The sequence below is a fragment of the Thalassospira lucentensis genome (genome assembly GCF_050516545.1).
GTDB lineage: Bacteria > Pseudomonadota > Alphaproteobacteria > Rhodospirillales > Thalassospiraceae > Thalassospira > Thalassospira lucentensis_C.
Genome location: NZ_CP191544.1, coordinates 1,603,386 through 1,622,713 on the forward strand (window position 1 = coordinate 1,603,386; position 19,328 = coordinate 1,622,713).

20 protein-coding genes and 2 tRNA genes are annotated in these 19,328 nt (G+C 49.5%); 7 read left to right on the forward strand and 15 right to left on the reverse strand.

Going from position 1 to position 19,328, the window contains the following annotated elements; genetic code table 11:
- Nucleotides 1–27: 27 nt before the first annotated feature.
- The 10 genes from ACQ0MK_RS07460 to ACQ0MK_RS07505 are packed head-to-tail and all read right to left on the reverse strand — an operon-like array spanning nucleotide 28 to nucleotide 8,388.
- A complete protein-coding gene (locus tag ACQ0MK_RS07460) occupies nucleotides 28–435 on the reverse strand; it encodes an acyl-CoA thioesterase (protein WP_430475483.1) in 408 nt (135 codons plus the stop codon).
- Nucleotides 432–1,994 carry an HAL/PAL/TAL family ammonia-lyase gene (locus ACQ0MK_RS07465; protein ID WP_430475484.1) on the reverse strand — a complete coding sequence of 521 codons (1,563 nt, stop codon included), beginning with the start codon at nucleotides 1,992–1,994 and terminating at the stop codon, nucleotides 432–434. Before ACQ0MK_RS07465 ends, ACQ0MK_RS07460 begins: the two co-directional genes overlap by 4 nt.
- On the reverse strand, nucleotides 1,987–3,672 hold the full coding sequence (locus ACQ0MK_RS07470) for a glycosyltransferase family 2 protein (protein ID WP_430475485.1): 1,686 nt from the start codon (nucleotides 3,670–3,672) through the stop codon (nucleotides 1,987–1,989). The genes ACQ0MK_RS07465 and ACQ0MK_RS07470 overlap by 8 nt, the downstream gene beginning before the upstream one ends.
- Nucleotides 3,669–5,354 carry an AMP-binding protein gene (locus tag ACQ0MK_RS07475; RefSeq protein WP_430475486.1) on the reverse strand — a complete coding sequence of 562 codons (1,686 nt, stop codon included), beginning with the start codon at nucleotides 5,352–5,354 and terminating at the stop codon, nucleotides 3,669–3,671. The genes ACQ0MK_RS07470 and ACQ0MK_RS07475 overlap by 4 nt, the downstream gene beginning before the upstream one ends.
- Nucleotides 5,351–5,941: a hypothetical protein gene (locus ACQ0MK_RS07480; protein WP_430475487.1), complete on the reverse strand. Its 591-nt coding sequence runs from the start codon at nucleotides 5,939–5,941 to the stop codon at nucleotides 5,351–5,353. Before ACQ0MK_RS07480 ends, ACQ0MK_RS07475 begins: the two co-directional genes overlap by 4 nt.
- A complete protein-coding gene (locus ACQ0MK_RS07485) occupies nucleotides 5,922–6,170 on the reverse strand; it encodes an acyl carrier protein (RefSeq protein ID WP_350040704.1) in 249 nt (82 codons plus the stop codon). The genes ACQ0MK_RS07480 and ACQ0MK_RS07485 overlap by 20 nt, the downstream gene beginning before the upstream one ends.
- 2 nt (nucleotides 6,171–6,172) lie before the next feature.
- Nucleotides 6,173–6,436, reverse strand: coding sequence for a phosphopantetheine-binding protein (locus tag ACQ0MK_RS07490; protein WP_430475488.1), 264 nt, complete (start codon nucleotides 6,434–6,436; stop codon nucleotides 6,173–6,175).
- Nucleotides 6,411–7,238 (reverse strand): lysophospholipid acyltransferase family protein, encoded by an 828-nt coding sequence (locus ACQ0MK_RS07495; protein ID WP_430475489.1) that lies wholly within the window; start codon nucleotides 7,236–7,238, stop codon nucleotides 6,411–6,413. Before ACQ0MK_RS07495 ends, ACQ0MK_RS07490 begins: the two co-directional genes overlap by 26 nt.
- Nucleotides 7,231–7,980, reverse strand: coding sequence for a beta-ketoacyl synthase chain length factor (locus ACQ0MK_RS07500; RefSeq protein ID WP_430475490.1), 750 nt, complete (start codon nucleotides 7,978–7,980; stop codon nucleotides 7,231–7,233). The genes ACQ0MK_RS07495 and ACQ0MK_RS07500 overlap by 8 nt, the downstream gene beginning before the upstream one ends.
- 6 nt (nucleotides 7,981–7,986) lie before the next feature.
- Complete coding sequence (locus ACQ0MK_RS07505; protein ID WP_350040700.1) at nucleotides 7,987–8,388, reverse strand: hypothetical protein; 402 nt, start codon at nucleotides 8,386–8,388, stop codon at nucleotides 7,987–7,989.
- A gap of 95 nt (nucleotides 8,389–8,483) precedes the next feature.
- Here ACQ0MK_RS07505 and ACQ0MK_RS07510 point away from each other — a divergent pair, with 95 nt between their 5' ends.
- The 5 genes from ACQ0MK_RS07510 to ACQ0MK_RS07530 all read left to right on the forward strand — a co-directional run bounded on the left by ACQ0MK_RS07510 (nucleotide 8,484) and on the right by ACQ0MK_RS07530 (nucleotide 12,246).
- Entirely contained in the window at nucleotides 8,484–9,053 is a 570-nt protein-coding gene (locus tag ACQ0MK_RS07510) for a 4'-phosphopantetheinyl transferase family protein (RefSeq protein WP_430475491.1), read from the forward strand.
- Nucleotides 9,054–9,173: 120 nt separating this feature from the next.
- Nucleotides 9,174–9,989, forward strand: a complete 816-nt coding sequence (locus tag ACQ0MK_RS07515) for a hypothetical protein (RefSeq protein WP_430475492.1) — start codon at nucleotides 9,174–9,176, stop codon at nucleotides 9,987–9,989.
- A complete protein-coding gene (locus ACQ0MK_RS07520; protein ID WP_430475493.1) occupies nucleotides 9,943–10,461 on the forward strand; it encodes a tyrosine-type recombinase/integrase in 519 nt (172 codons plus the stop codon). Before ACQ0MK_RS07515 ends, ACQ0MK_RS07520 begins: the two co-directional genes overlap by 47 nt.
- A 17-nt stretch (nucleotides 10,462–10,478) precedes the next feature.
- Nucleotides 10,479–11,060 (forward strand): hypothetical protein, encoded by a 582-nt coding sequence (locus ACQ0MK_RS07525; protein WP_430475494.1) that lies wholly within the window; start codon nucleotides 10,479–10,481, stop codon nucleotides 11,058–11,060.
- Between the two features lie 53 nt (nucleotides 11,061–11,113).
- Nucleotides 11,114–12,246 (forward strand): IS3 family transposase gene (locus ACQ0MK_RS07530; protein ID WP_430475495.1). Its coding sequence is split into 2 segments (ribosomal slippage): nucleotides 11,114–11,357 and nucleotides 11,357–12,246, totalling 1,134 coding nucleotides; the frame shifts between segments, so codons are not numbered across the junction.
- 153 nt (nucleotides 12,247–12,399) lie between these two features.
- Here the strand turns inward: ACQ0MK_RS07530 and ACQ0MK_RS07535 are convergent.
- The 5 genes from ACQ0MK_RS07535 to ACQ0MK_RS07555 all read right to left on the reverse strand — a co-directional run bounded on the left by ACQ0MK_RS07535 (nucleotide 12,400) and on the right by ACQ0MK_RS07555 (nucleotide 18,433).
- A complete protein-coding gene (locus ACQ0MK_RS07535) occupies nucleotides 12,400–15,066 on the reverse strand; it encodes a valine--tRNA ligase (RefSeq protein WP_430475496.1) in 2,667 nt (888 codons plus the stop codon).
- Between the two features lie 90 nt (nucleotides 15,067–15,156).
- Nucleotides 15,157–15,771: a DUF2497 domain-containing protein gene (locus ACQ0MK_RS07540; RefSeq protein WP_430475497.1), complete on the reverse strand. Its 615-nt coding sequence runs from the start codon at nucleotides 15,769–15,771 to the stop codon at nucleotides 15,157–15,159.
- A gap of 122 nt (nucleotides 15,772–15,893) precedes the next feature.
- Nucleotides 15,894–17,246, reverse strand: a complete 1,353-nt coding sequence (locus ACQ0MK_RS07545) for a TolC family outer membrane protein (protein WP_430475498.1) — start codon at nucleotides 17,244–17,246, stop codon at nucleotides 15,894–15,896.
- A gap of 146 nt (nucleotides 17,247–17,392) precedes the next feature.
- Nucleotides 17,393–17,716 (reverse strand): rhodanese-like domain-containing protein, encoded by a 324-nt coding sequence (locus ACQ0MK_RS07550; protein WP_430475499.1) that lies wholly within the window; start codon nucleotides 17,714–17,716, stop codon nucleotides 17,393–17,395.
- A 63-nt stretch (nucleotides 17,717–17,779) separates the two neighbouring features.
- Nucleotides 17,780–18,433: a protein-L-isoaspartate O-methyltransferase family protein gene (locus ACQ0MK_RS07555; RefSeq protein ID WP_430475500.1), complete on the reverse strand. Its 654-nt coding sequence runs from the start codon at nucleotides 18,431–18,433 to the stop codon at nucleotides 17,780–17,782.
- Between the two features lie 499 nt (nucleotides 18,434–18,932).
- Here ACQ0MK_RS07555 and ACQ0MK_RS07560 point away from each other — a divergent pair.
- Together ACQ0MK_RS07560 and ACQ0MK_RS07565 are read left to right on the forward strand one after the other, a co-directional pair.
- A tRNA-Cys gene (locus tag ACQ0MK_RS07560) sits at nucleotides 18,933–19,006 on the forward strand.
- 4 nt (nucleotides 19,007–19,010) lie between these two features.
- A tRNA-Asn gene (locus tag ACQ0MK_RS07565) sits at nucleotides 19,011–19,086 on the forward strand.
- Nucleotides 19,087–19,328: the final 242 nt, after the last annotated feature.

Sequence of the window (19,328 nt, forward strand, 5' to 3'; positions counted from 1 at the left end):
CCGTGATCAGAACAAGTAACTTGCGGATCATATGAGCGCGTCCATCTTTTCGATGAAAAACTCGGGGCTGCGATAAAGCATTTCGCCTGTGCTTTTATCGACGGCGACCTGAATGGTGAAACCTTTGGTTAGCTTCTGCCCCGTTTGCGCATCCGTGACGAGATAGTCAATTTTCAGTCGGTTTTCAAACTCGCGCAGCGTCGCTGCGATGTTGATTCTCTGACCAAAGCGGCAAGGTGCAACGTATTTCACCCGCATATCGACAATCGGCCATACAAAGCCGGACTCATCCATTTGCGGGTAATTGTAACCAATCTCATCAAGCAGGGCACAGCGGGCATTCTCAAAGAACTGCACATAATTTCCATGCCAGACCACATTCATCGGGTCGAGATGATAAAACTGTACAGTTTCGTTTACAGACGCACTGATCATGAGGTTTCCTCATCGCCGTAAAGTGCCCAATGCCGGTCCTGAATGCGTGCGATCAGTTTGCGCAAAGTGGCATCAAGTGGTTGGTCTTCGTCAATGAACGGAATGTCAGCTTCCAGCGCCGTGAGAAATGCCGAGACGTCATGGCCAAGCTGATTGGCCTCAAGCTCCCCAGATTTCAGGCGCAGCGAAATCGCCTGTCTTACAGTGATGAGCAACGCAGCAGCAACTTGTTCGGTAAGGTCCAATATCCGCAAACAATCACGTGCCGCAATGGTACCCATGCTGACCTTGTCCTGATTATGACATTCGGTCGAGCGTGAGAATACGCTTGCGGGCATGGTGTTTTTAAGCGCCTCCGCCGTCCAGGCCGATACGCCGATCTGCACTGCTTTCAAACCATGGTTGATGGATGCACGGTCCTGTGACGCGCCAGACAGGTTTGACGGCAAACCGTGATTGAATTTGGTGTCGACCAGAAGTGCCATTTGACGGTCCATCAAATCAGCGAGATTGGCGATCAACGTTTTCATACCATCAGCAACGAATGCGACATGTCCGCCATAGAAATGCCCGCCATGCAGAATTTCTTCGGCATCGACATCAATCAGGGGATTGTCATTGGCACTGTTGAGTTCGAGCTCAAGCGTGGTGCGGAAGGTTGGCATCATATCGGCCAACACCCCGATGACATGCGGGGCGCAACGAAGCGAATAGCGATCTTGCAATCGAGCCGGTTTGTAATGCGGGCCAAGAGCCGACAGATCATGTGAAATGCGTTTGGCTACGACTGCTTGCTTTGGATGCGGTTTGGCCGCGAACAGTCTTGCATCAAAATGGGCCGGATTGCCAAGCAAGCCAATAGTTGCCAGAGACGTGATACGTGCGCTGAGCTGGCACAGATATTGGGCGCGGACAAAAGCCTGACACATCAGGGCGGTCATGACGGATGTGCCATTCATGATCGCCAAAGCTTCCTTGGGACGAAGCTGTAAGGGGCGCAGGCCGACTTCTGACAAGGCATCTATTGCGGGCATTTCCGTGTTGTTAAACACGACATCGCGTTCCCCGATAAGTGCGGCTGCGACGTAAGAAAGCGGGGTCAGGTCGCCACTGGCACCAACAGAACCTTCTTCGGGAATCCTTGGTGTGATGTCAAATTCAAGAAGGGCAGATAGCTGCTTAAGAAGGCCTGTGCCAACGCCGGAATAACCGGTACACAGCGACGCCAGACGTACGGCCAGAACCGCGCGCGCCTGATCGGGTTTAAGGATATTGCCAAGGCCACAGCCGTGAAACCGGCTGAGATGCAGTGGGAGTTCGTCAACCAAATCAGGTGGAACACGACGGGATACTGAATCACCATAGCCCGTGGTGACGCCATAGATGTGGCCATGATCGCGAAGCTCCCGATCCAGGAAATCGGCACCGGCCTGTATCCGATTATTAAAGACATCGGATGTGCTCAGCAGGGGCAGGGCACGCCGTTCGGCAAGTGCCACGACGTCCTCGATCGACAGGTTCGCCTCGCCAAAGACGATATGTTTCTGGTTGTTATTCATTGTTGTCCTTCTTATCCGCCCAGAAATCGTAGAAATTGAACCACTGCAATGGTTGTTGAACAACAAGCTTTTCCAGCCAGCCCGCATATGTTCTTGCATGTTGCGTGATCTTGGCTGTGCGATCATTGCGCGGCAAGTCTATGCGTTCCGACAGCTTTTCCCACGAAATATTAAAACGCCGTCCTTCACGCCATGCGGCAACCATGTAAACCGGACACTGAAGAAGATGTGCCAGAATAAATGGTCCCTGCGGAAATGATGCGTTTTGGCTAATGAACGGGACTGAAACCGACTTATCTCGGGCACCGATGGCCACCCGGTCTGCGGCAATCACGATCCATTCGCCGCGTTCGGCCTTTTCACGCAGCAAAATCGCAGTATCCGGGCCGATATCGCTAACCTCAATCAAATCAACTTGGCTTTCGGGCGCAAGTTGTTGCAAAACGCGGCCAAACCGGGCGGCATTTTTTTGATGCAACAGGACATTCACCCGAAAATTCCGGTCACGACTGGCAATGGCACGGACCAGCTCAATATTGCCAAAGTGCGATACAAATAGGATTACTGCCTGATCACATGGAATGTAGGAAAACAGGCTATCGGTATCATCCGGCAGGTCGAGGTCATCGAGCTTCATCTCTCCACACCAGGCCGCTATTTTATCGAGTGCTGATTCTCCAAATCGCATGAAGTGGGCAAAGCTATCACGCCAATTAGGGCTGGGCTTGTCATTATGCTTTGCCACCCGTTCAAGGAAATCTTTGGATGCAGCGCGTGCCGTACGTCCGGTCAGGAAAAAATAGGCGATGATGGGTGTCATCGCAGCAAGGCAAAGTTTGCGCCCGCCAAAACGATAGACCTGCCCAAGAAATCGCATCCCCCAATAAATGCCGCGTTCGTCAATTTCCGACCAATGATGGTTGCTGGTTCGGTCCGCTGGCGGCCCAAATCGTCCTCCTTGGGCAATGTATCGTGGAAGCCGCACCAGCATTCCACAGACCAGTCTGGTATGCATCCAACTGATCAAGGCGTTATCGCGCCACATCCGAAAGTTTGATGTGTTGCCGAGAGGATAGGTGACTTTGGTTGGAACATGAATGACCGGACCCCCTTGCCAGAAAAGGCGGACCATGATCTCGGTATCAAAATCCATCCTATGACCAATGCCGTGGCGTCGCCAGACTTCCAGACTGGGACCAATCGGATAGACACGAAAACCGCACATGCTGTCGCGGATCTGAAGAGATAGTGTTTCAATCCATACCCACACGTGGGTAATCCATCGACCGATTTTGCGGCCGGTTGGAATGCTGTCATCGTATACAGGCAGCCCAGTGATCAAGGCTGCGGGTGATTGTGTCGCAATTTCAATCATGTCACTAATGCGATCAAGGTCATGCTGACCATCTGCATCAATCTGAAATGCATGGGTAAAGCCATGCCGTGCAGCACTGGCCATACCCGTCATTACGGCAACACCTTTTCCGGCATTTTCATCAAGCCGTTGACAAAAAATACCGTTACTCGGAGCGTGTAGGTTGCCCACAACCGCTTGTGTTTGCTCGTCCGATCCATCATCGACGATGAAAACCGGAATATCATACGCACGAACGCGTTTCACGACGCTTTCGAGCATGGTGCAATGATTGTGTGTTGGGATGACGGCGCACATTTTCATGCAGCGTCACCATCATATTTTAGAACACCAGAACTTAAATCGCCCTCATTATCGGAGCGGTATCGGAATTTCACCAGTTGGCCGGACGCATTAAGCTGCATGTCCAGTGTGATGATATTTCTGGGTCGCATGGGTTTGCGGAATTTAAGCTGCGTAATTTCTCGTGTAGTTTCAGGCATGCCGAAAATGGACGACGCATACGAAACGGCCCAATGTAGCTGCGTGACGCCTGGTAATATCGGCATGGTGGGAAAGTGCCCAGCGAAATAGATCAGATCGTCGTTCAGTTTTAATTTTAGCTGCGCGCAATCGTCTGTTTTGACTGTCTCAAGGACTTCCGGTTCTGTCGATTTTTTAGCAAAAACAGCGCTTAACATATGCAACGGGCGTTTGCCCTGAGTGTCGGTTGGGATGTCATCAACGAAGCGCCAGCGTTGTGGTAAGGCCGCATCATCCTCAAACTTCGAAATTTCCCGACGTAGTAAGCGCCCCAAACGAAAAGCACCGATTTCGCGATGTTGCTCTTTACCAGCTTGGGTAAGGACAACAATCGCACCAAGCCGATGGTCATCTTCGTCGGGGATCATAACAATAGCGTCCGCAACCAGTTCCGACGCAGTCAAACGGCGTTCGACAGAATTTAACGAGACCCGTTTTCCTTCGACTTTTACGACACGGTCTGCACGGCCCAATAAACGAAACTGTCCGGTCTGTTGATCAATAGATGCCCGGTCTTCTATTTGATACCACTCAACTCCGACAATATGTGGGGCCTTTACTGCCAGGCAGCCTTGATCATTTAGGTGCGTTTCGACACCGGGAAGGGGGATCCAGTCCGATGGATTGGATGTTTGCTGGCGATAGGCAATACCACCGGTCTCAGTGCTGCCGTAAACTTCGACAGGATAGGTACCAAGAATCTGATTGGTGACTTGTGCAGTATCGTAATCAAGTGGCCCGCCAGATGAGAAAACCAATGACGGTTGCGGCGCATCAGCCAAACCCGGATGCAGGTTTTTAAGATGGGCTGGGCTTGTGATCAGGACGTCACCGGCCTTAAGATTGCCCTGCATCAGTTCCCAAAATGGTGCTGGATCCGCCGTAAATACCCGCCCGGACATGATGGGCCATATCACGCGAAAGATCAGACCATAGATGTGCTGGTGCGATACCAGTCCAATGATCCGTGCACCGTCAGGGATATGGGGAGACCACAATGGGTCCTGAACGGATATCTCAGCCTCGATCTGGGCAAGTGTCTTGATGATTGGCTTGGGCGTTCCTGTACTTCCCGATGTGAAAAACACGGCAATACAATTGATTGCAGCAGGATATTCAATATGCATATCAAGATTGGACGGCTTGTTTTCTCGGAGGCGCTTTTCGATTTCCGCGTCATCAAGGAATAAATCGAACTGTTCTTTGATATCTTCAAGATAGGCTGGTTTGGGTGTTGCCGGCAGGACGACCTGAGATCCACGTTGCCAAATCGCAATAAGCGCGATGGTAAAAAGACGTGCTGACTGGCAATGAACAGCGATCCGTTGATGGGATGGCAGATTTGCCGCAAGAAGGGCGCCATCGCTGCACAGCTCTTTGCGTGTTACCAGCCGGTCACCGTCTATGCATTGCGCTGCATCTTGGTGGCCTGGGTGGTTGATAGCGTTGAAAAATCCGGTCATGCGTGATCAGTAATGTGACGTTGGTGACGGGCTTTGAGAATACGCCGAACCGGCCATTCCCCGACGAATAAAACTGCAACCAAAACGTATGAAATCAGACCATTATAAAGGGTCCATGCTTCAATCGATGCATAAAGCGCAGTCCAGAATGCAATCAGGCCATTGATGACAAAAAAACCAATCCAGACCTTGGTTAAAATGCGAGTATATGCAACGCCATAATCGTCAAGATCGGGTGTTTGAATGCGAGCAAACCGTTCAATCAATGGCATTGCCGAAAACAGTGATAGTGTGAAGACCAAAGCCAAGGCGGCACTGACGATGACCGGGTAAAAACGCAAAGCCAGTATATCACTGGCATACCCGGCGAGCACGAGAATGAGGGCTATGATACAAGCAATGGCGCCAGCACCATGTTTATGGGCCCTGAAAAACATGATCGCGCGCAGTAAGACGGCAGTGATCGCAGCAATTAGAATGACACGCGGAGAAACCACGCCCAGACCGAAATACACAACAACCGGGTAGGCGATGCCCAACAGGGCAAGAACAATGGTGATTATCCGGTTAGGAACTGACCAGGTCATGGATTTTCTCTACCACGTCATCAACGGTCCGAACTGACCGGAACTCCATCGCCGGAATCTTCTTGCCCGTAATTTCCTGGAATTTGACGATCAGGTCAACGGCATCAATACTGTCAAGGTCAAGGTCTTCGAACAGGCGTGCCTCAGGCGTGATGTCTTCGGCTGGAACCTCGAACAAATCGACCAGATAATCATGAAGCTGCTGATATACGTCTTCACGGCTATGCATGATTATCCCTCCGATTTACTGATTTGGATGAATTTCGCCAGATTGCGAACCGAAGCGAAGTGGGTTTTTACTTCCTCGTTTTTCGCATCGATCCGTACGTCATATTCCTTCTGAATAGCGACGCCAAGTTCCAGCGCATCAATTGAGTCGAGCCCCAGCCCGTCGACGAAAAGGGCTTCGTCACTATCGATATCTTCAACATTCAAGTCTTCGAGATTAAGTGTCTCGATAATAAAGGATTTAAGTTCGTTTTCGAGCGAAGTCATGCGTTAGTCTGTCCACAAAATAGTCTTTGATGAGCCGGGAGATGGCGCGCGCACGTTTTGCACGGCTCAAATCCGGTTCACATATGTCGCCAAGTGAAAGTGGCTGATCAACCACAATCCGATACAGTATTTTTGATGGCGGAATACGATACCACGGCACCCCTTTTTTCAGAGTATCGTGATTACAGTGCACAACCACCGGAATCAAGTCGACTTCTGTTTCTATCGCAATGTTTGCAACACCGCGCTGTAGTCTTCCCAGTTTTTTTCGGCTTGGTGTTCGGGTTCCTTCCGGGAAAATCAGGATACATGCACCAGCATTCAAATGATCCCGCACCTGATTCAGCAGGTTTTCCGGATTGTCATCATTACGTATGAAACCAGCAGCCCGGACCACACCGGCAAGGAACGGATTATGAAACAGTTCGTGTTTAACCACGCACTGACAGCGATCCAGCTGGGCCAGAATCATCACAACATCAAGCAGAGTAGGGTGGTTGGCAATAATGATTGCGCCTTTTGCCTGCCTTAGCGTTGTGATGTTTTCAGTCTGGGCCGCGGCAACGCCGGTAACATCCAGCAGCCAAGTAAACAATCTAAAGCCACGACAGATGACAAATTGTGCGGAATGGCGGCGTTTTTGTCGATCGCGCAGCACCACGATCATGACAGGAAAGATCGTTACGGCCATGAAAAGACCACCCAAGCCAAAACTGGTAAATGCAAACCCGGTGGCAAACAGGCGCCAATACCACTTTAATCCTTTGGGGGGATTGCTTTGCGCTTGTTTCGCTCTAGTCATGCCGGATCAAATTCCATGCACCAGACTTTCCGATCAAACTAAATTCATCCGTATCTTCAGCCTGTAAGTAGTGTGCAAGTGACCGGGCTTGATCGCGTGGCGAGACGGCGGCGTCTCGTGCGGGCATTGTGCTGAACGAAAAGGTATCCGCAACCACTGTATCATCAGTTGTTGGTTCAAACCTCAGGCCAAGCGCCATACCATGGATGTTCGCAAGTTCCACATCCTGATAGATTTCTGGAAGAACAAGATCAATATAAACCAGTATCACTGGGCCGCCCGTATCGCCCAACTGACACAATGTTTCTGTCAGCGCACTGATGAGCGTGTCATTTCCAGCTGAAATCGCTGTGTGGCTTTCGGTAATTGACCAGTTGATCGAAGCAATACCGACAAGTGCATTATGAACCGACATACCGAAATCGGCTGGAGACAATAGTTCGTCGGTCGCAACTTGATGTATGAGTTTAAGTGTCCGGTCCAAATTCCCATGGCGCGATGCAAATACAATATGTGGATTGTCATCGCCTTTAAGGGTTCTTGAAAGCATTTCAGCAGCAGCACGCCCATAGAGATCAAGGCGTCTTCGCAGTGCGGGTTTGATGCCCTTTGCCAGAGCAGCGCTATCCATATCGTGAATAGTTTGGGAAAATTCGCCAGACGTTCCGCACTCAAGAACCGCGTGATCCTTATGTGAGTCCCAGAACGCCCAGCGTGAAATACAGGCATCAAACACGTTCATACAGCCTTAGTTGGCGAGGGCCGCTTTGGCCGACACATCGCGCAAGATATCGACACGCAGGTTATTAACCCAACGATTATAGTTGTAGTGAATAGAATCCCCACTGTGGTTCAAGTTCGTGCTGTCGGCATAGGTGATTGAAAATTCGGTGTTATCGAAATCAATCTCTACTTTTGCCATATGGTTACGCGGTGAGTAGGTGGCAAACAGCTGACCTTCGGCACGGCGGGTGACGATCCATTCACGGTTCGTTGCGGCTGAGATGATGGCTTCTTCGACCTGCGTCAGACTAAGTTTGGCAGCATCAGCGGGAAAAGCCTGTTTGGTTACATTTTCGATGGGGACTGTTCGGCACGCTGCAACAAGAAGTACCAAACACCCGACAACTGCAAATTTGAAACTACGCATATCCAACCTACCATTTACTGATATTATTTGATGGATCCATATAAGGATCAGCGTACGTCGTTCACGGAACGCTCCAATGATGTAATGAAAGTATGATGCCCCATTCAACCAAAACTTGTCCCATCCACGTTGTTTCACCCGAAACCGCCGCCAAAGCAGTGTTTGGAGGAAATGTTGTCTGGACATACTCATTGCTGGAATGGCAATCACACCAATCCCGGAAAGCGCAACGTCATTCATCCTCGTTATATGGCTGGATGTTGCTTGAGAAGTTGTCGGTGGACATATTTGGGCCGTCGGTAACGATCGAAACATTACGGGAAAGCAGCGGAAGACCCTTCATTCGCGTAAACGGCACGATATTCAGTGCAAGCCTTAGCCACAGCAAGGGATTGGTATGTGCCGCGATAAGTAAGGTTCCATCCATCTCAATCGGGATTGATGTTGAACAGTTGAACAAAGATCGTGATTTATCAGGCATTAGTCAGTCAATGGGGTGGCCTGATGACTGTGACGTCATCGCGTTCTATCAGCGTTGGTGTTGCTATGAAGCGACCTTCAAGGCCACAGGGATCGACAACGTAGATCACCAACCTTTATTGCAGTCTGAGGACCTTATGCTGCCCAACGATTTTATCGGGGTGATTGTGTGTGCCGATAAATAGTCGGGCTTAAACTAAGTTGAATTTTTCTAGGTATCTGTAGTCTCGGTATTATTTATTTGTCATAATATATATTATAGAACGTCAGTCTAATTTCAGGTGTGTTGCGTTGAGCGCGTCTAAATGGCGTTTTTATTGGTTGCGATAAACTTTCTGTCGTATTTACAAATCGTTATGACAGTTCAACACATTCGTTCTCCAAACTTACCTGCCGATTTCAATTCTATCGTCGTCACGGATACGCGCGGTCTCCCGCGTTACTGGCCAACCGTGTGGGAGGCATTGCATGGAAACGCACTGCGGAAAAGCACCCTCTCAGGCAAGCTTTCAGCGATCGATCGACTTTATCGCTTTGTCGCGGATTTAATGGATGAAGACTGCCTAGATAGCTTGCTTTTCGAAAGCAAGTACTCGGAAATTGAGAGCTGTCTCGAAGCATATTTCATATCGCTTCGTAATGAAGCCAGTCGTGGAAACAAATCCAACTATAATCGGAACTGGAAAACAGCTTTCGAATTTGTCCGCGAGATTTTAATTCGAAATCAAGTTCAAAATCAGAACTCTGACATTTCCTTTAACTACCTCAATCGGAAAATTAAACGAATTGAACGCCTTTATGCGAGCCTGAATGTAAAACGACGCCCTCGCAGGCGACCTGTGCGCGCCCTACCCGCTAGTGTCATCGAGGATCTGTATGAAATTGCGGACCCGCTATCTAAGCGAAATCCATTTCGATCTGAATCTCATCGTTGGCGCAATTATTCTCTGTTCCTTTTGTATCTACATCAGGGTATTCGTCGCTCAGAAGCACTCGTGCTCCCTGTTGATGCGATTAAGCAGGAATGGGACCAGACAATTGCCAGTCACAGATACTGGATTAATGTTACTGAAAATGAATACGAGATTGAGGATCCAAGAATTCTTAACCCCCGGAATTAAAACTGACCTCTCACATCGCCAAATACCGCTATCTCGTTCGCTCTCCCAGCTCATCCAATTCTACTTGGACAATTATAGAGGGCGCCAACCCCATAGCTTCATGTTTGCATCGAACCGGACGCAACCTCTATCAGTTCCAAGTATAAATGTGATTTTTGACCGGTTTTCGTCTGCTTTGGCGAAAACGGCTAAACGCGATTTGTATTCCCGCCAAGGCGTAGAAAAAGTGACGCCGCACGATTGCCGACATACGTGCGCGGTTTTCCGACTTCGCCAGTTTGTCGATTATGGGGTGGAGATGGAAGTTGCCCTGCAAAACCTAAGAGTATTTTTTGGGTGGTCAAAAAATTCAGACATGCCTCGCCATTACGCGAGAGCGTTTTTTGAAGATCGGTTGAATTCGGTTTGGAACTCACAGTTTGACGAGCGCGTGACAATGCTCCGTCAGTTATCTTCGGTCACATCGTACTGACTATCGGAAGCATGTTCATGACTAGCCAAATGAGCTTTGGATTTGATTGGGATACTTCGGTTCGCGAACACATTCGAAAACTCCCCAAACTTCCGTCGCATATTCGCTATGTCGACGAATACGACGAAGACTGGCGAACAATCGAAAGCCCATATCAAAGTGACGTCTGGCTGCTAAATTTTGATACCACCAGAGTGAACATAAATTTCTCCAAATTCGAAGATTTGGACGTACGTTACTTGTTGAAACATTTCATGTTCTGGTTACTTGGTCGCAATGCCACAGGATATGCAGCAAGATGTTTTGGAGCGCTCTTAACAATCAAACAGAGTCAATCTGAGACTTGGTTTCTCAAGGCAATAGATATGCCGATTGAGGAATGGAAACTCCATTGGGATGGTTCGTGGTGTGATAGTCCTGCAGAAATTAATGTACATACCATAAAGCTACTCTTGAACTTCTTCTGCGAGCTATCTATCGGTCATTTTTGCACAGATAAACAGGATTTTATTCGCTTTCTCCCTGTTCGTTACGCGAAAGGTTCCCGCGGTGTTCAAAGCGGAGAAGTAATTTTAACTCTGACCGAAGAGACTGAATAGCCTCTGGAATTGTAGACACCCCATCACTTATAAAGTGAGGCAAGGAGTTTACGATGCCCAAGAGTCATTTTACCGATGAGTTCAAGATTGATGCCGTTCGCCAGATTACAGAACGAGGCTACTCAGTAGCGGAAGTTTCTGCTCGTCTCGGTGTCAGCACACATTCCCTGTATGTGTGGAAGAAGAAGTTCAGCAAATCCCCTGATGCGATTACTGAAGCTGATCAACAATCATCCGAGATACGCCGCCTGAAGCAAGAACTCGCTCGGATCACCGAGGAGCGCGATATTCTAAAAAAGGCAACCGCGTACTTCGCCAGGGATGCAAAATGAGGTACGCGTTTATTGACCAGCATCGCCGGGTCCATTCGGTGCGCACCATGTGCCGGTGTTTGCAGGTTCATCCCAGTGGCTTTTATGCTTGGCAGAAGAAACCACACAGCGCCCGGTTTCTGGAAGACCAAAGGCAGACCGCTCTTGTTCGCCAGATATGGGAAGACAGCGGTCAGGTATATGGCTACCGCAAAATCCATGATGATCTGCTGGATATGGGAGAGCGTTGCAGTCCGAACCGTGTGGCTCGACTGGCCCGCAATGCAGGCATACGCGCCCGGATCGGTTACAAGAAGCGTCCCGGAAAATATGGCGGCAAACCAGCTGTCGTCGCTAACAACAAACTGGATCGGCAGTTTGATACCCCTAGACCAAATGCTGTTTGGGTGACCGATATCACCTATATCAAGACACAGGAAGGATTTGCGTATCTTGCCGTCGTAATTGACCTTTATTCCCGCATGGTGGTTGGTTGGGCATTCAAGCAGCGACAAGATACAGAGGTTGTTCTGCAAGCCTTGCTGATGGCCGTGTGGCGGCGAAAGCCAAAGAACAGGGTGCTGATCCATTCTGATCAGGGTTCCCAATATACCAGCATCGACTGGGCCGCTTTCCTTCGTCAGCACAATCTGGAACATAGTATGAGCTGCCGCGGGAACTGTCATGACAATGCTGTTGCCGAAAGTTTCTTCAACTTGCTCAAACGCGAACGTATCCGCCGCAGGGTTTATAAATCACGGGATGAGGCACGTCAGGATGTCTTCGACTACATAGAAATGTTCTACAACCCGAAGCGTAAACATAGTACCAACGGGATGTTGTCACCCGTCGAATTCGAAAGACGACAAATCTGATCAAACCGGGTGTCTACAATTCCAGGGGCTATTCAGCCTGACATCGACATTGTCATCTCCTATAGGTGACAACGTATTTCAGGACGAGACAATAAAAAAACAAAGAGGCCAGCCCGTAAAGGCTGACCTCTTTGAAATAAGTTTAGGATCAAATTACATCGATGCGATGCGTTCAAAAGCTTCATTGAGTTTGGCCAGCGTATCTCGGGCCTCTTCAAGCTTGGCTTTTTCAGCAGTCACAATGTGCTCAGGTGCACGACTGACGAATTTCTCGTTCGAAAGCTTGCCTTCCTGAGCTTTGATATACTGATTTTTGCCCTGAATTTCCTTTTCAAGGCGTGACTTTTCAGCTGCCACATCAATGAAATCAGCAACAGAGACAAAAACAGCAACACCGTCAACAACTGTCTGGATTGCACCCTTGGCAATGGCTTCGACATCGCTCTGCCCTTTGAAGGCTATCTCAGCAACGCGGGCCAAACGTTCAACCTGTGCTTCTTGTGCCGTAACTGCAGCTTTCATCGCGTCACTTGCATCAACCAGATAGATCGGCACTTCTGCTGCTGGCGGGACGTTCATTTCGGAACGAACACCACGAATGTCACCAATCAAACGAATGGCAAGATCGACTTCTGCTTCGGCGTTACGGTCAATCAAACCCTCATCGAACGTTGGATAGCTTTCGGAAATCAGCATTGTGTTACGATTGTCCGAGATCTTTTCCCAAAGTTCTTCCGTGATATAGGGCATAACCGGATGTAGGATCAGCAAAATCTGGTCAAGAACCCATGCAGTAACCGCACGAATTTCAGCTTTGGCTTCTTCGTCATTTCCCATCAAAACGGGTTTGGACAGTTCCAGATACCAGTCACAGAACAAACCCCAGACAAACTGATAGGCCGCACTCGCCGCATCATTGAAACGATACGTTTCAATACCCGTCCCAACAGCTTTGGACGCCTCAACCGTCTTGCCGACGATCCAACGTGCAAGTGTTGATTTCACCGTAGAAGGATCAAAACCAGCAATCGGTTTGCATTCATTCATTTCAGCAAAGCGCGCTGCGTTCCAAAGCTTGGTCGCAAAGTTGCGATATCCTTCAACCCGATTTGCAGCAAGCTTGATATCACGCCCCTGTGCCGCAAGCGCGGTCAAGGTGAAACGCAGTGCGTCACAGCCATATTCGTCGATGATTTCCAACGGGTCGATTACGTTGCCCTTGGATTTCGACATTTTCTGGCCGTTTTCATCACGCACCAGCGCGTGGATATAGATCTCCTTGAATGGAATTTTTCCATCCATGAAATGCATACCCATCATGATCATCCGGGCGACCCAGAAGAAAATGATGTCAAAACCGGTAACCAAAACATCGCCCGGATAATATTTATCCAGTTCCGGCGTTTTGTCAGGCCAACCCAACGTCGAATATGGCCACAATGCCGAAGAAAACCACGTATCAAGAACGTCCGTTTCCTGGGTCAGTTCAACATCTTTACCGTAATGCGCCTTGGCCGAGGCAATGGCTTCTTCTTCGGTTTCTTCTACGAAGATTTCACCATCCGGACCAAACCACGCCGGGATACGATGCCCCCACCAAAGCTGCCGGGAGATACACCATGGCTGGATATTCCGCATCCATTCAAAATAAGTATTTTCCCAGTTCTTCGGCACAAACCGAATGCGCCCGTCTTCAACGGCCTCGGTGGCCGGTTTGGCAAGAACTTCCGCATTCACAAACCACTGATCGGTCAGATATGGCTCGATCACAACGTTTGAACGGTCCCCATAAGGAACCATGTGAACGGTGTCTTCGATTTTCTCAAGCAGATCCAGCTCATCCATCTTTGCGACGATAAGCTTGCGCGCTTCAAATCGGTCTAGCCCGCGATATTCTTCAGGCGCTTCGTCGTTAATGCAGGCATGGTCATCAAGGATGTTGATCTTTTCCAGATCGCACCGCTTGCCAACTTCGAAGTCATTGAAATCATGAGCCGGGGTGATTTTCACTGCACCGGATCCTTTTTCAGGATCGGCATATTCATCAGCAACAATTTTGATCCGGCGACCAACAATCGGCAGAATGCAATACTGCCCAATCAAGTCCTTGTAACGATCGTCTTCAGGATGAACGGCAACACCGGTATCGCCCAGCATGGTTTCCGGACGCGTGGTTGCAACTGTAATGAATTCGCCGTCACGGCCTTCGATCGGGTATTTGAAATGCCAGTAATGGCCCTTGACTTCTTTCTGAACGACTTCAAGATCGGAAATTGCAGTTAGAAGTTTCGGGTCCCAGTTCACCAGACGTTTGTCGCGATAAATAAGGTCCTGCTTGTGCAGGGTAACAAAAACCTTCCGGACTGCAGCAGACAGGCCTTCGTCCATGGTGAAACGTTCACGTTCCCAATCTGGCGAGGCGCCAAGACGACGCAACTGGTTGGTGATGGTCCCGCCTGACTTTTCTTTCCATTCCCAAACTTTTTCGACGAACTTTTCGCGGCCAAGGTCATGGCGCGTAACATTCTGCTCGCCAAGCTGACGTTCCACAACCATCTGGGTCGCAATGCCTGCGTGGTCAGTGCCGGGCTGCCACAAAGTGTCCTTGCCGTTCATACGGTTATAGCGAACAAGAATGTCCTGAAGCGTAAAAGTAAGCGCATGCCCCATATGGAGGCTTCCGGTCACGTTGGGTGGCGGCATCATAATGACATAAGGGTCGGTTTTTGAAGCCGTATCACAGGCAAATGCCCCAGATTTTTCCCATTTATCGTAAAGTCTGCCTTCCACTTCGGCCGGGCTGTAGGTCTTCTCCAACATGGTCTTTTGATCCGCTGCGGGTTTAATCATTTATACAAAGAAAAAGCGGCGCACCTTGGGCGCGCCGCTTTAATTCAACTTTCGGCTCGCCTAGAGGTCTTCAGCACGGCTTACAATCCGTTCGATTTCCTTTTTCACAAGGCGTTCGATCATATAGGGCAGGTTTTCGTCAAGCCATTCCTTAAGAAGCGGACGCAGCATATCGCGCACCAAGTCTTCCAAGGTAATGTGACCTGCGTTAAGTCCAAGAGTAACTGCGCGTTTCTTTGCAACAGCCTGTGCCAATTCCGAAATGGTTCCTGTCGCTGAAGATTCCGTCATATTGGAAATCAGCGGCTCATCATCTTCCTCGTCATCATACAAGGCCGGCATTGCCGGTTCTGGCTCTGGCTCGTCAAATTCATCTTCAAGTGGCGGCAAATCGTCTTCAAGCGGAGACTCGTCGAAGTCGAGCATGTCGTCGAGTTCCAGATCTTCTTCCGGCTCGTCGAGGTCGAGTTCTTCGGGTTCCTCGTCAAACTCAAGTTCTTCGGGTTCTTCATCGAGAACGAGTTCGTCGATTTCTTCTTCGGGTTCCGGCTCAGGCTCTGGTTCGGGCTCTGGTTCCGGCTCCGGAGTTGGTTCGGGTTCAGGAGCGGCTTCCTGTTTTTCTTCGTCACCCTCATCAGCAAGAATTTTGCGGATCGACTGGAGGATATCCTCCATTGAAGGTTCTTGTTGCCCGTCACTCATAATTACAATTCCGCACTAGTGTCATTCAACCAGACCTATCCGAACGTTGGTCTCAAGCCAGGATGTCAAACATCCTGGCCTGAAGTTTCAACAAGTCAGTCTGTTCCCCACCACTGGTCCTTGACTTTATTATAGTTGGACTCAGTGTCGTAAACTTCGACCGGCAGACCAAGGACCTGCGCATTCAGCGCACCCAAGGCAGCCTTAACCTGGAATTCCGCAACCGCGGCATCACGACGCGACCCAACAAGGTCTACACGTGCCTGCAGTAATTCCTGTTCCTGATCAAGAACATCAAGAACAGTACGAGATCCGACAGATGCTTCACGCTGGACACCGTCCAAGGCGACTTCTGCCGAGGAAACCTGTGCCTGCTGCGACTCAATGCTTGCCCGTGCAGTTACAAGGGTTTCCCAAGCACTGGTAGCATTTTCGATCACCGCACGGCGCGATTCATCAACCTGAATGCGCGCCTGCCCAGCGATCTGCTTTGCAGAACGAACACTCGAGAAAACAGCACCTTGCTGATAAAGCGGCACCGAAACCGATGCAATGATATCAGCACTGTCCGATGTGAAATCTTCAGTTGAACTTTCATGTGCACGCTCAACGCCTGCAGAAAGATTAACTTCCGGGTACAAGGAACCTTCGTTCAGACGAACATCCGATTTCGCGGCTTCTTCGGTGTAAAGAGCCTGCAAAACATCCGGGTGTTGCCCTTGTGCAATCGAAAGAACATCCGAAACACTGGTCGGAAGACCGGCAAGCGGGTTCGGAATTTCAAGATCGCTTGGTGGGTTACCTACAAGACGCTCGTACTGTGCGCGTGTATTGGCCAATGCGCCCTGTGCTGAAATCAGATCAGCCTTCGAACCTGCAAGGCGCGCTTCTGCCTGCGATACGTCGGTACGCGTTACTTCACCAACAGCGAACCGATCACGAGTTGCTTCAAGCTGACGTTCAAGAACACGAACGTTGTTTTGGTTAAGCTCAACAACCGCAGTATCACGCAAAACGTTGAAGTAGGACGTTGCCACCTGCAACATCACATCCTGTTCCGTAGAACGCAACGACGCGCGTGCGGCTTTAATCCGTGCCTCAGCGCGTTCGGTTTCTGCTGTCGTACGGCCACCACGATAAAGCGGCTGGGTCACATCCAAGCCGAGAGTATATGGTGTAAGACTATTGTCAGTCTCGGTACCGTTTGCATCCGTGTTGAACTCACGGAAACCAGCGTCGCCAGAAAGCGTCACACTCGGACGCCAGTTTGACAGTGCCGTTGAAATCTCTTCGTCGCTTGAGCGCAAAGATGCACGCCCAGCTTCAAGTGTCGGGTTGCTCTGATATGCTTTAATAAGAGCGTCTTCAAGACTTTCCGCAGATGCACTACCAGCAACCAGCCCTCCGGTTGCGAGAATACTGCAGGTCAGCAAGAACCGTTTTATCATTTGTCTACCCTTGTAAAGTCCTACACCAAGTCCCGACCCCGGCGCAGTTTCACGTATGGTAACGATGGAACGAAAGTTTTCCAAGAAAAGAGGCGCTTGGAATGCAAAAAAGTATTTTTGCCCCGCTTTCCCCATCGTCACATCATTTAATCGTAGCGTGTCATATCAGGCTCCACTTCAAGCGCCCAGACATCTATACCGCCAGTAACATTAAAAACATCTTTAAATCCGAAATCCTCAAGGAACATACCAGCATGACGACTGCGAACGCCATGATGACATATGATCGCAAGAGTTTTCTCGGGCGGAAGTTCATCCACCCTGCCCTGCAAATTCGATAACGGAATATGCAGGGCACCGTTGATCACACAGATTTCGGCTTCCCAGTCTTCACGTACGTCCAGCAAAACAATCTCCCGATCTTGTTCAAGTTTGGTTGCAAGTTCACGACAACTTATTTCTTGAACCATCGGGTCCTATCCACTGAACGCTATAAAAAAGAATTGCCCAGAAGAACCGAGCAATTCGAAAAATCAAAATACAAAACTATCTGCCGGCTCAAAGCCCGGAAGATATGGGATATTGGCATCGAACAGATCACGATAACCGATAACACCATTTTCGCGCTCATAAAGACGTGCAATACCGACTTTTCCAGCTTCACGAACAACCGCCAACAGACGGCCGCCTTCTGCCACCTGATCAAGAATGCCTGCCGGAACCTCAGCAACCGCACCATCAAACACAATAACATTGTATGGCGCTTGCTTGGCATAGCCAGCAGCAAGATCGCTCTCAACAACAATGACGTTATCGTAATTATTGTTCTGGAACGTTACTTCTGCCGCTGCAGCCATTTCCTTGTCGCTTTCGACAGAAACAACCGTTTCTGCAACACGGGAAATCAATGCGCTTCCATAACCAAAGCCAGCACCAATTACCAAAGCAACATCTGTCTCGGCGATTTCCGCACATTGCATCAAGCGGGCAATCACCATAGGTTCCATGGCGAAACGTCCGCCTCCGACCGCGATATCTTCATCGACATATGCAATGCCGCGTTTGCCTTCTGGCAGGAACTGTTCACGTGGAACTTCCTCCATCGCAGCGATGACCAGCGGATCGGTCACCTTGTTGGTCCGAACCTGATTTTCCACCATGTTATGGCGCGCGATTTGGTAATCCATGATTATCTGACCTGAAAATTCTCGCGAGAAAGAGACCGCAACCGCCTTTATTGTCCCCAAAGCCGCTTGCAGTAATTGACCTGTTTATAGTCAGCACATAAGCACCTGACAACATCAGATCAATGCATTGGTCTGATTTTAACACATTGACCACGCTAAAAGATTGACAGGACCAGCACATGACGCACTGTCAGCTTTATCACGAGAACACACCAAACATAAATTTTATCGTTATCCACCTATCATTATGTAGAGATAACACTGTGACCATCAAAACCGGCACCCTATCCAACTTTGATTTCGTGCCGCACTTCACCGTTGGCAAACAACAGCGGTGCCCTTAAACCGGTCCAGCACGCATTTTAAACCGCTCGATATCCTTTACGATACGGTTTGTCTGCTTTCTGGCAGATATTCAATGCGCTGTTCAAAAAATGTAGAATTGGGTGCTTGACGGGTCCCATTCGATGAGGCTATACACCGCTCCAGCCAACGCGAAGGCGCGATGGCGGAGTGGTTACGCAGAGGACTGCAAATCCTTGCACGCCGGTTCGATTCCGGCTCGCGCCTCCACTGATCCGGCATAGCTCAGTTGGTAGAGCAAATGACTGTTAATCATTGGGTCGCAGGTTCGAGTCCTGCTGCCGGAGCCAAAAACCCCTGGAACTTTGTTCTGGGGGTTTTTGCTTTTAGCCCCTGCTCTTCTTTCTCGGCTGCGGCATGAAACGTCAAAATAAGCGACCACCCGGACCCATTACATCCCCCGGCCACTTGCCCATGTTTGCGGATGTCCAGCTTGAGGTTCCACCACGCAAAATCCAAGGTCCGCATTTTAATCCTAAAAACATAAAAACATTATCGTTTGTGGATCAGTTCAACCTCACAACCAACTAAC

Bases quoted from the DNA above. Each gene is read 5' to 3' on its own strand.
- ACQ0MK_RS07460 (WP_430475483.1), bottom strand. From the start codon at position 435: ATGATCAGTGCGTCTGTAAACGAAACTGTACAGTTTTATCATCTCGAC.
- ACQ0MK_RS07465 (WP_430475484.1), bottom strand. From the start codon at position 1,994: ATGAATAACAACCAGAAACATATCGTCTTTGGCGAGGCGAACCTGTCG.
- ACQ0MK_RS07470 (WP_430475485.1), bottom strand. From the start codon at position 3,672: ATGAAAATGTGCGCCGTCATCCCAACACACAATCATTGCACCATGCTC.
- ACQ0MK_RS07475 (WP_430475486.1), bottom strand. From the start codon at position 5,354: ATGACCGGATTTTTCAACGCTATCAACCACCCAGGCCACCAAGATGCA.
- ACQ0MK_RS07480 (WP_430475487.1), bottom strand. From the start codon at position 5,941: ATGACCTGGTCAGTTCCTAACCGGATAATCACCATTGTTCTTGCCCTG.
- ACQ0MK_RS07485 (WP_350040704.1), bottom strand. From the start codon at position 6,170: ATGCATAGCCGTGAAGACGTATATCAGCAGCTTCATGATTATCTGGTC.
- ACQ0MK_RS07490 (WP_430475488.1), bottom strand. From the start codon at position 6,436: ATGACTTCGCTCGAAAACGAACTTAAATCCTTTATTATCGAGACACTT.
- ACQ0MK_RS07495 (WP_430475489.1), bottom strand. From the start codon at position 7,238: ATGACTAGAGCGAAACAAGCGCAAAGCAATCCCCCCAAAGGATTAAAG.
- ACQ0MK_RS07500 (WP_430475490.1), bottom strand. From the start codon at position 7,980: ATGAACGTGTTTGATGCCTGTATTTCACGCTGGGCGTTCTGGGACTCA.
- ACQ0MK_RS07505 (WP_350040700.1), bottom strand. From the start codon at position 8,388: ATGCGTAGTTTCAAATTTGCAGTTGTCGGGTGTTTGGTACTTCTTGTT.
- ACQ0MK_RS07510 (WP_430475491.1), top strand. From the start codon at position 8,484: ATGCCCCATTCAACCAAAACTTGTCCCATCCACGTTGTTTCACCCGAA.
- ACQ0MK_RS07515 (WP_430475492.1), top strand. From the start codon at position 9,174: ATGGCGTTTTTATTGGTTGCGATAAACTTTCTGTCGTATTTACAAATC.
- ACQ0MK_RS07520 (WP_430475493.1), top strand. From the start codon at position 9,943: ATGAATACGAGATTGAGGATCCAAGAATTCTTAACCCCCGGAATTAAA.
- ACQ0MK_RS07525 (WP_430475494.1), top strand. From the start codon at position 10,479: ATGACTAGCCAAATGAGCTTTGGATTTGATTGGGATACTTCGGTTCGC.
- ACQ0MK_RS07535 (WP_430475496.1), bottom strand. From the start codon at position 15,066: ATGTTGGAGAAGACCTACAGCCCGGCCGAAGTGGAAGGCAGACTTTAC.
- ACQ0MK_RS07540 (WP_430475497.1), bottom strand. From the start codon at position 15,771: ATGGAGGATATCCTCCAGTCGATCCGCAAAATTCTTGCTGATGAGGGT.
- ACQ0MK_RS07545 (WP_430475498.1), bottom strand. From the start codon at position 17,246: ATGATAAAACGGTTCTTGCTGACCTGCAGTATTCTCGCAACCGGAGGG.
- ACQ0MK_RS07550 (WP_430475499.1), bottom strand. From the start codon at position 17,716: ATGGTTCAAGAAATAAGTTGTCGTGAACTTGCAACCAAACTTGAACAA.
- ACQ0MK_RS07555 (WP_430475500.1), bottom strand. From the start codon at position 18,433: ATGGATTACCAAATCGCGCGCCATAACATGGTGGAAAATCAGGTTCGG.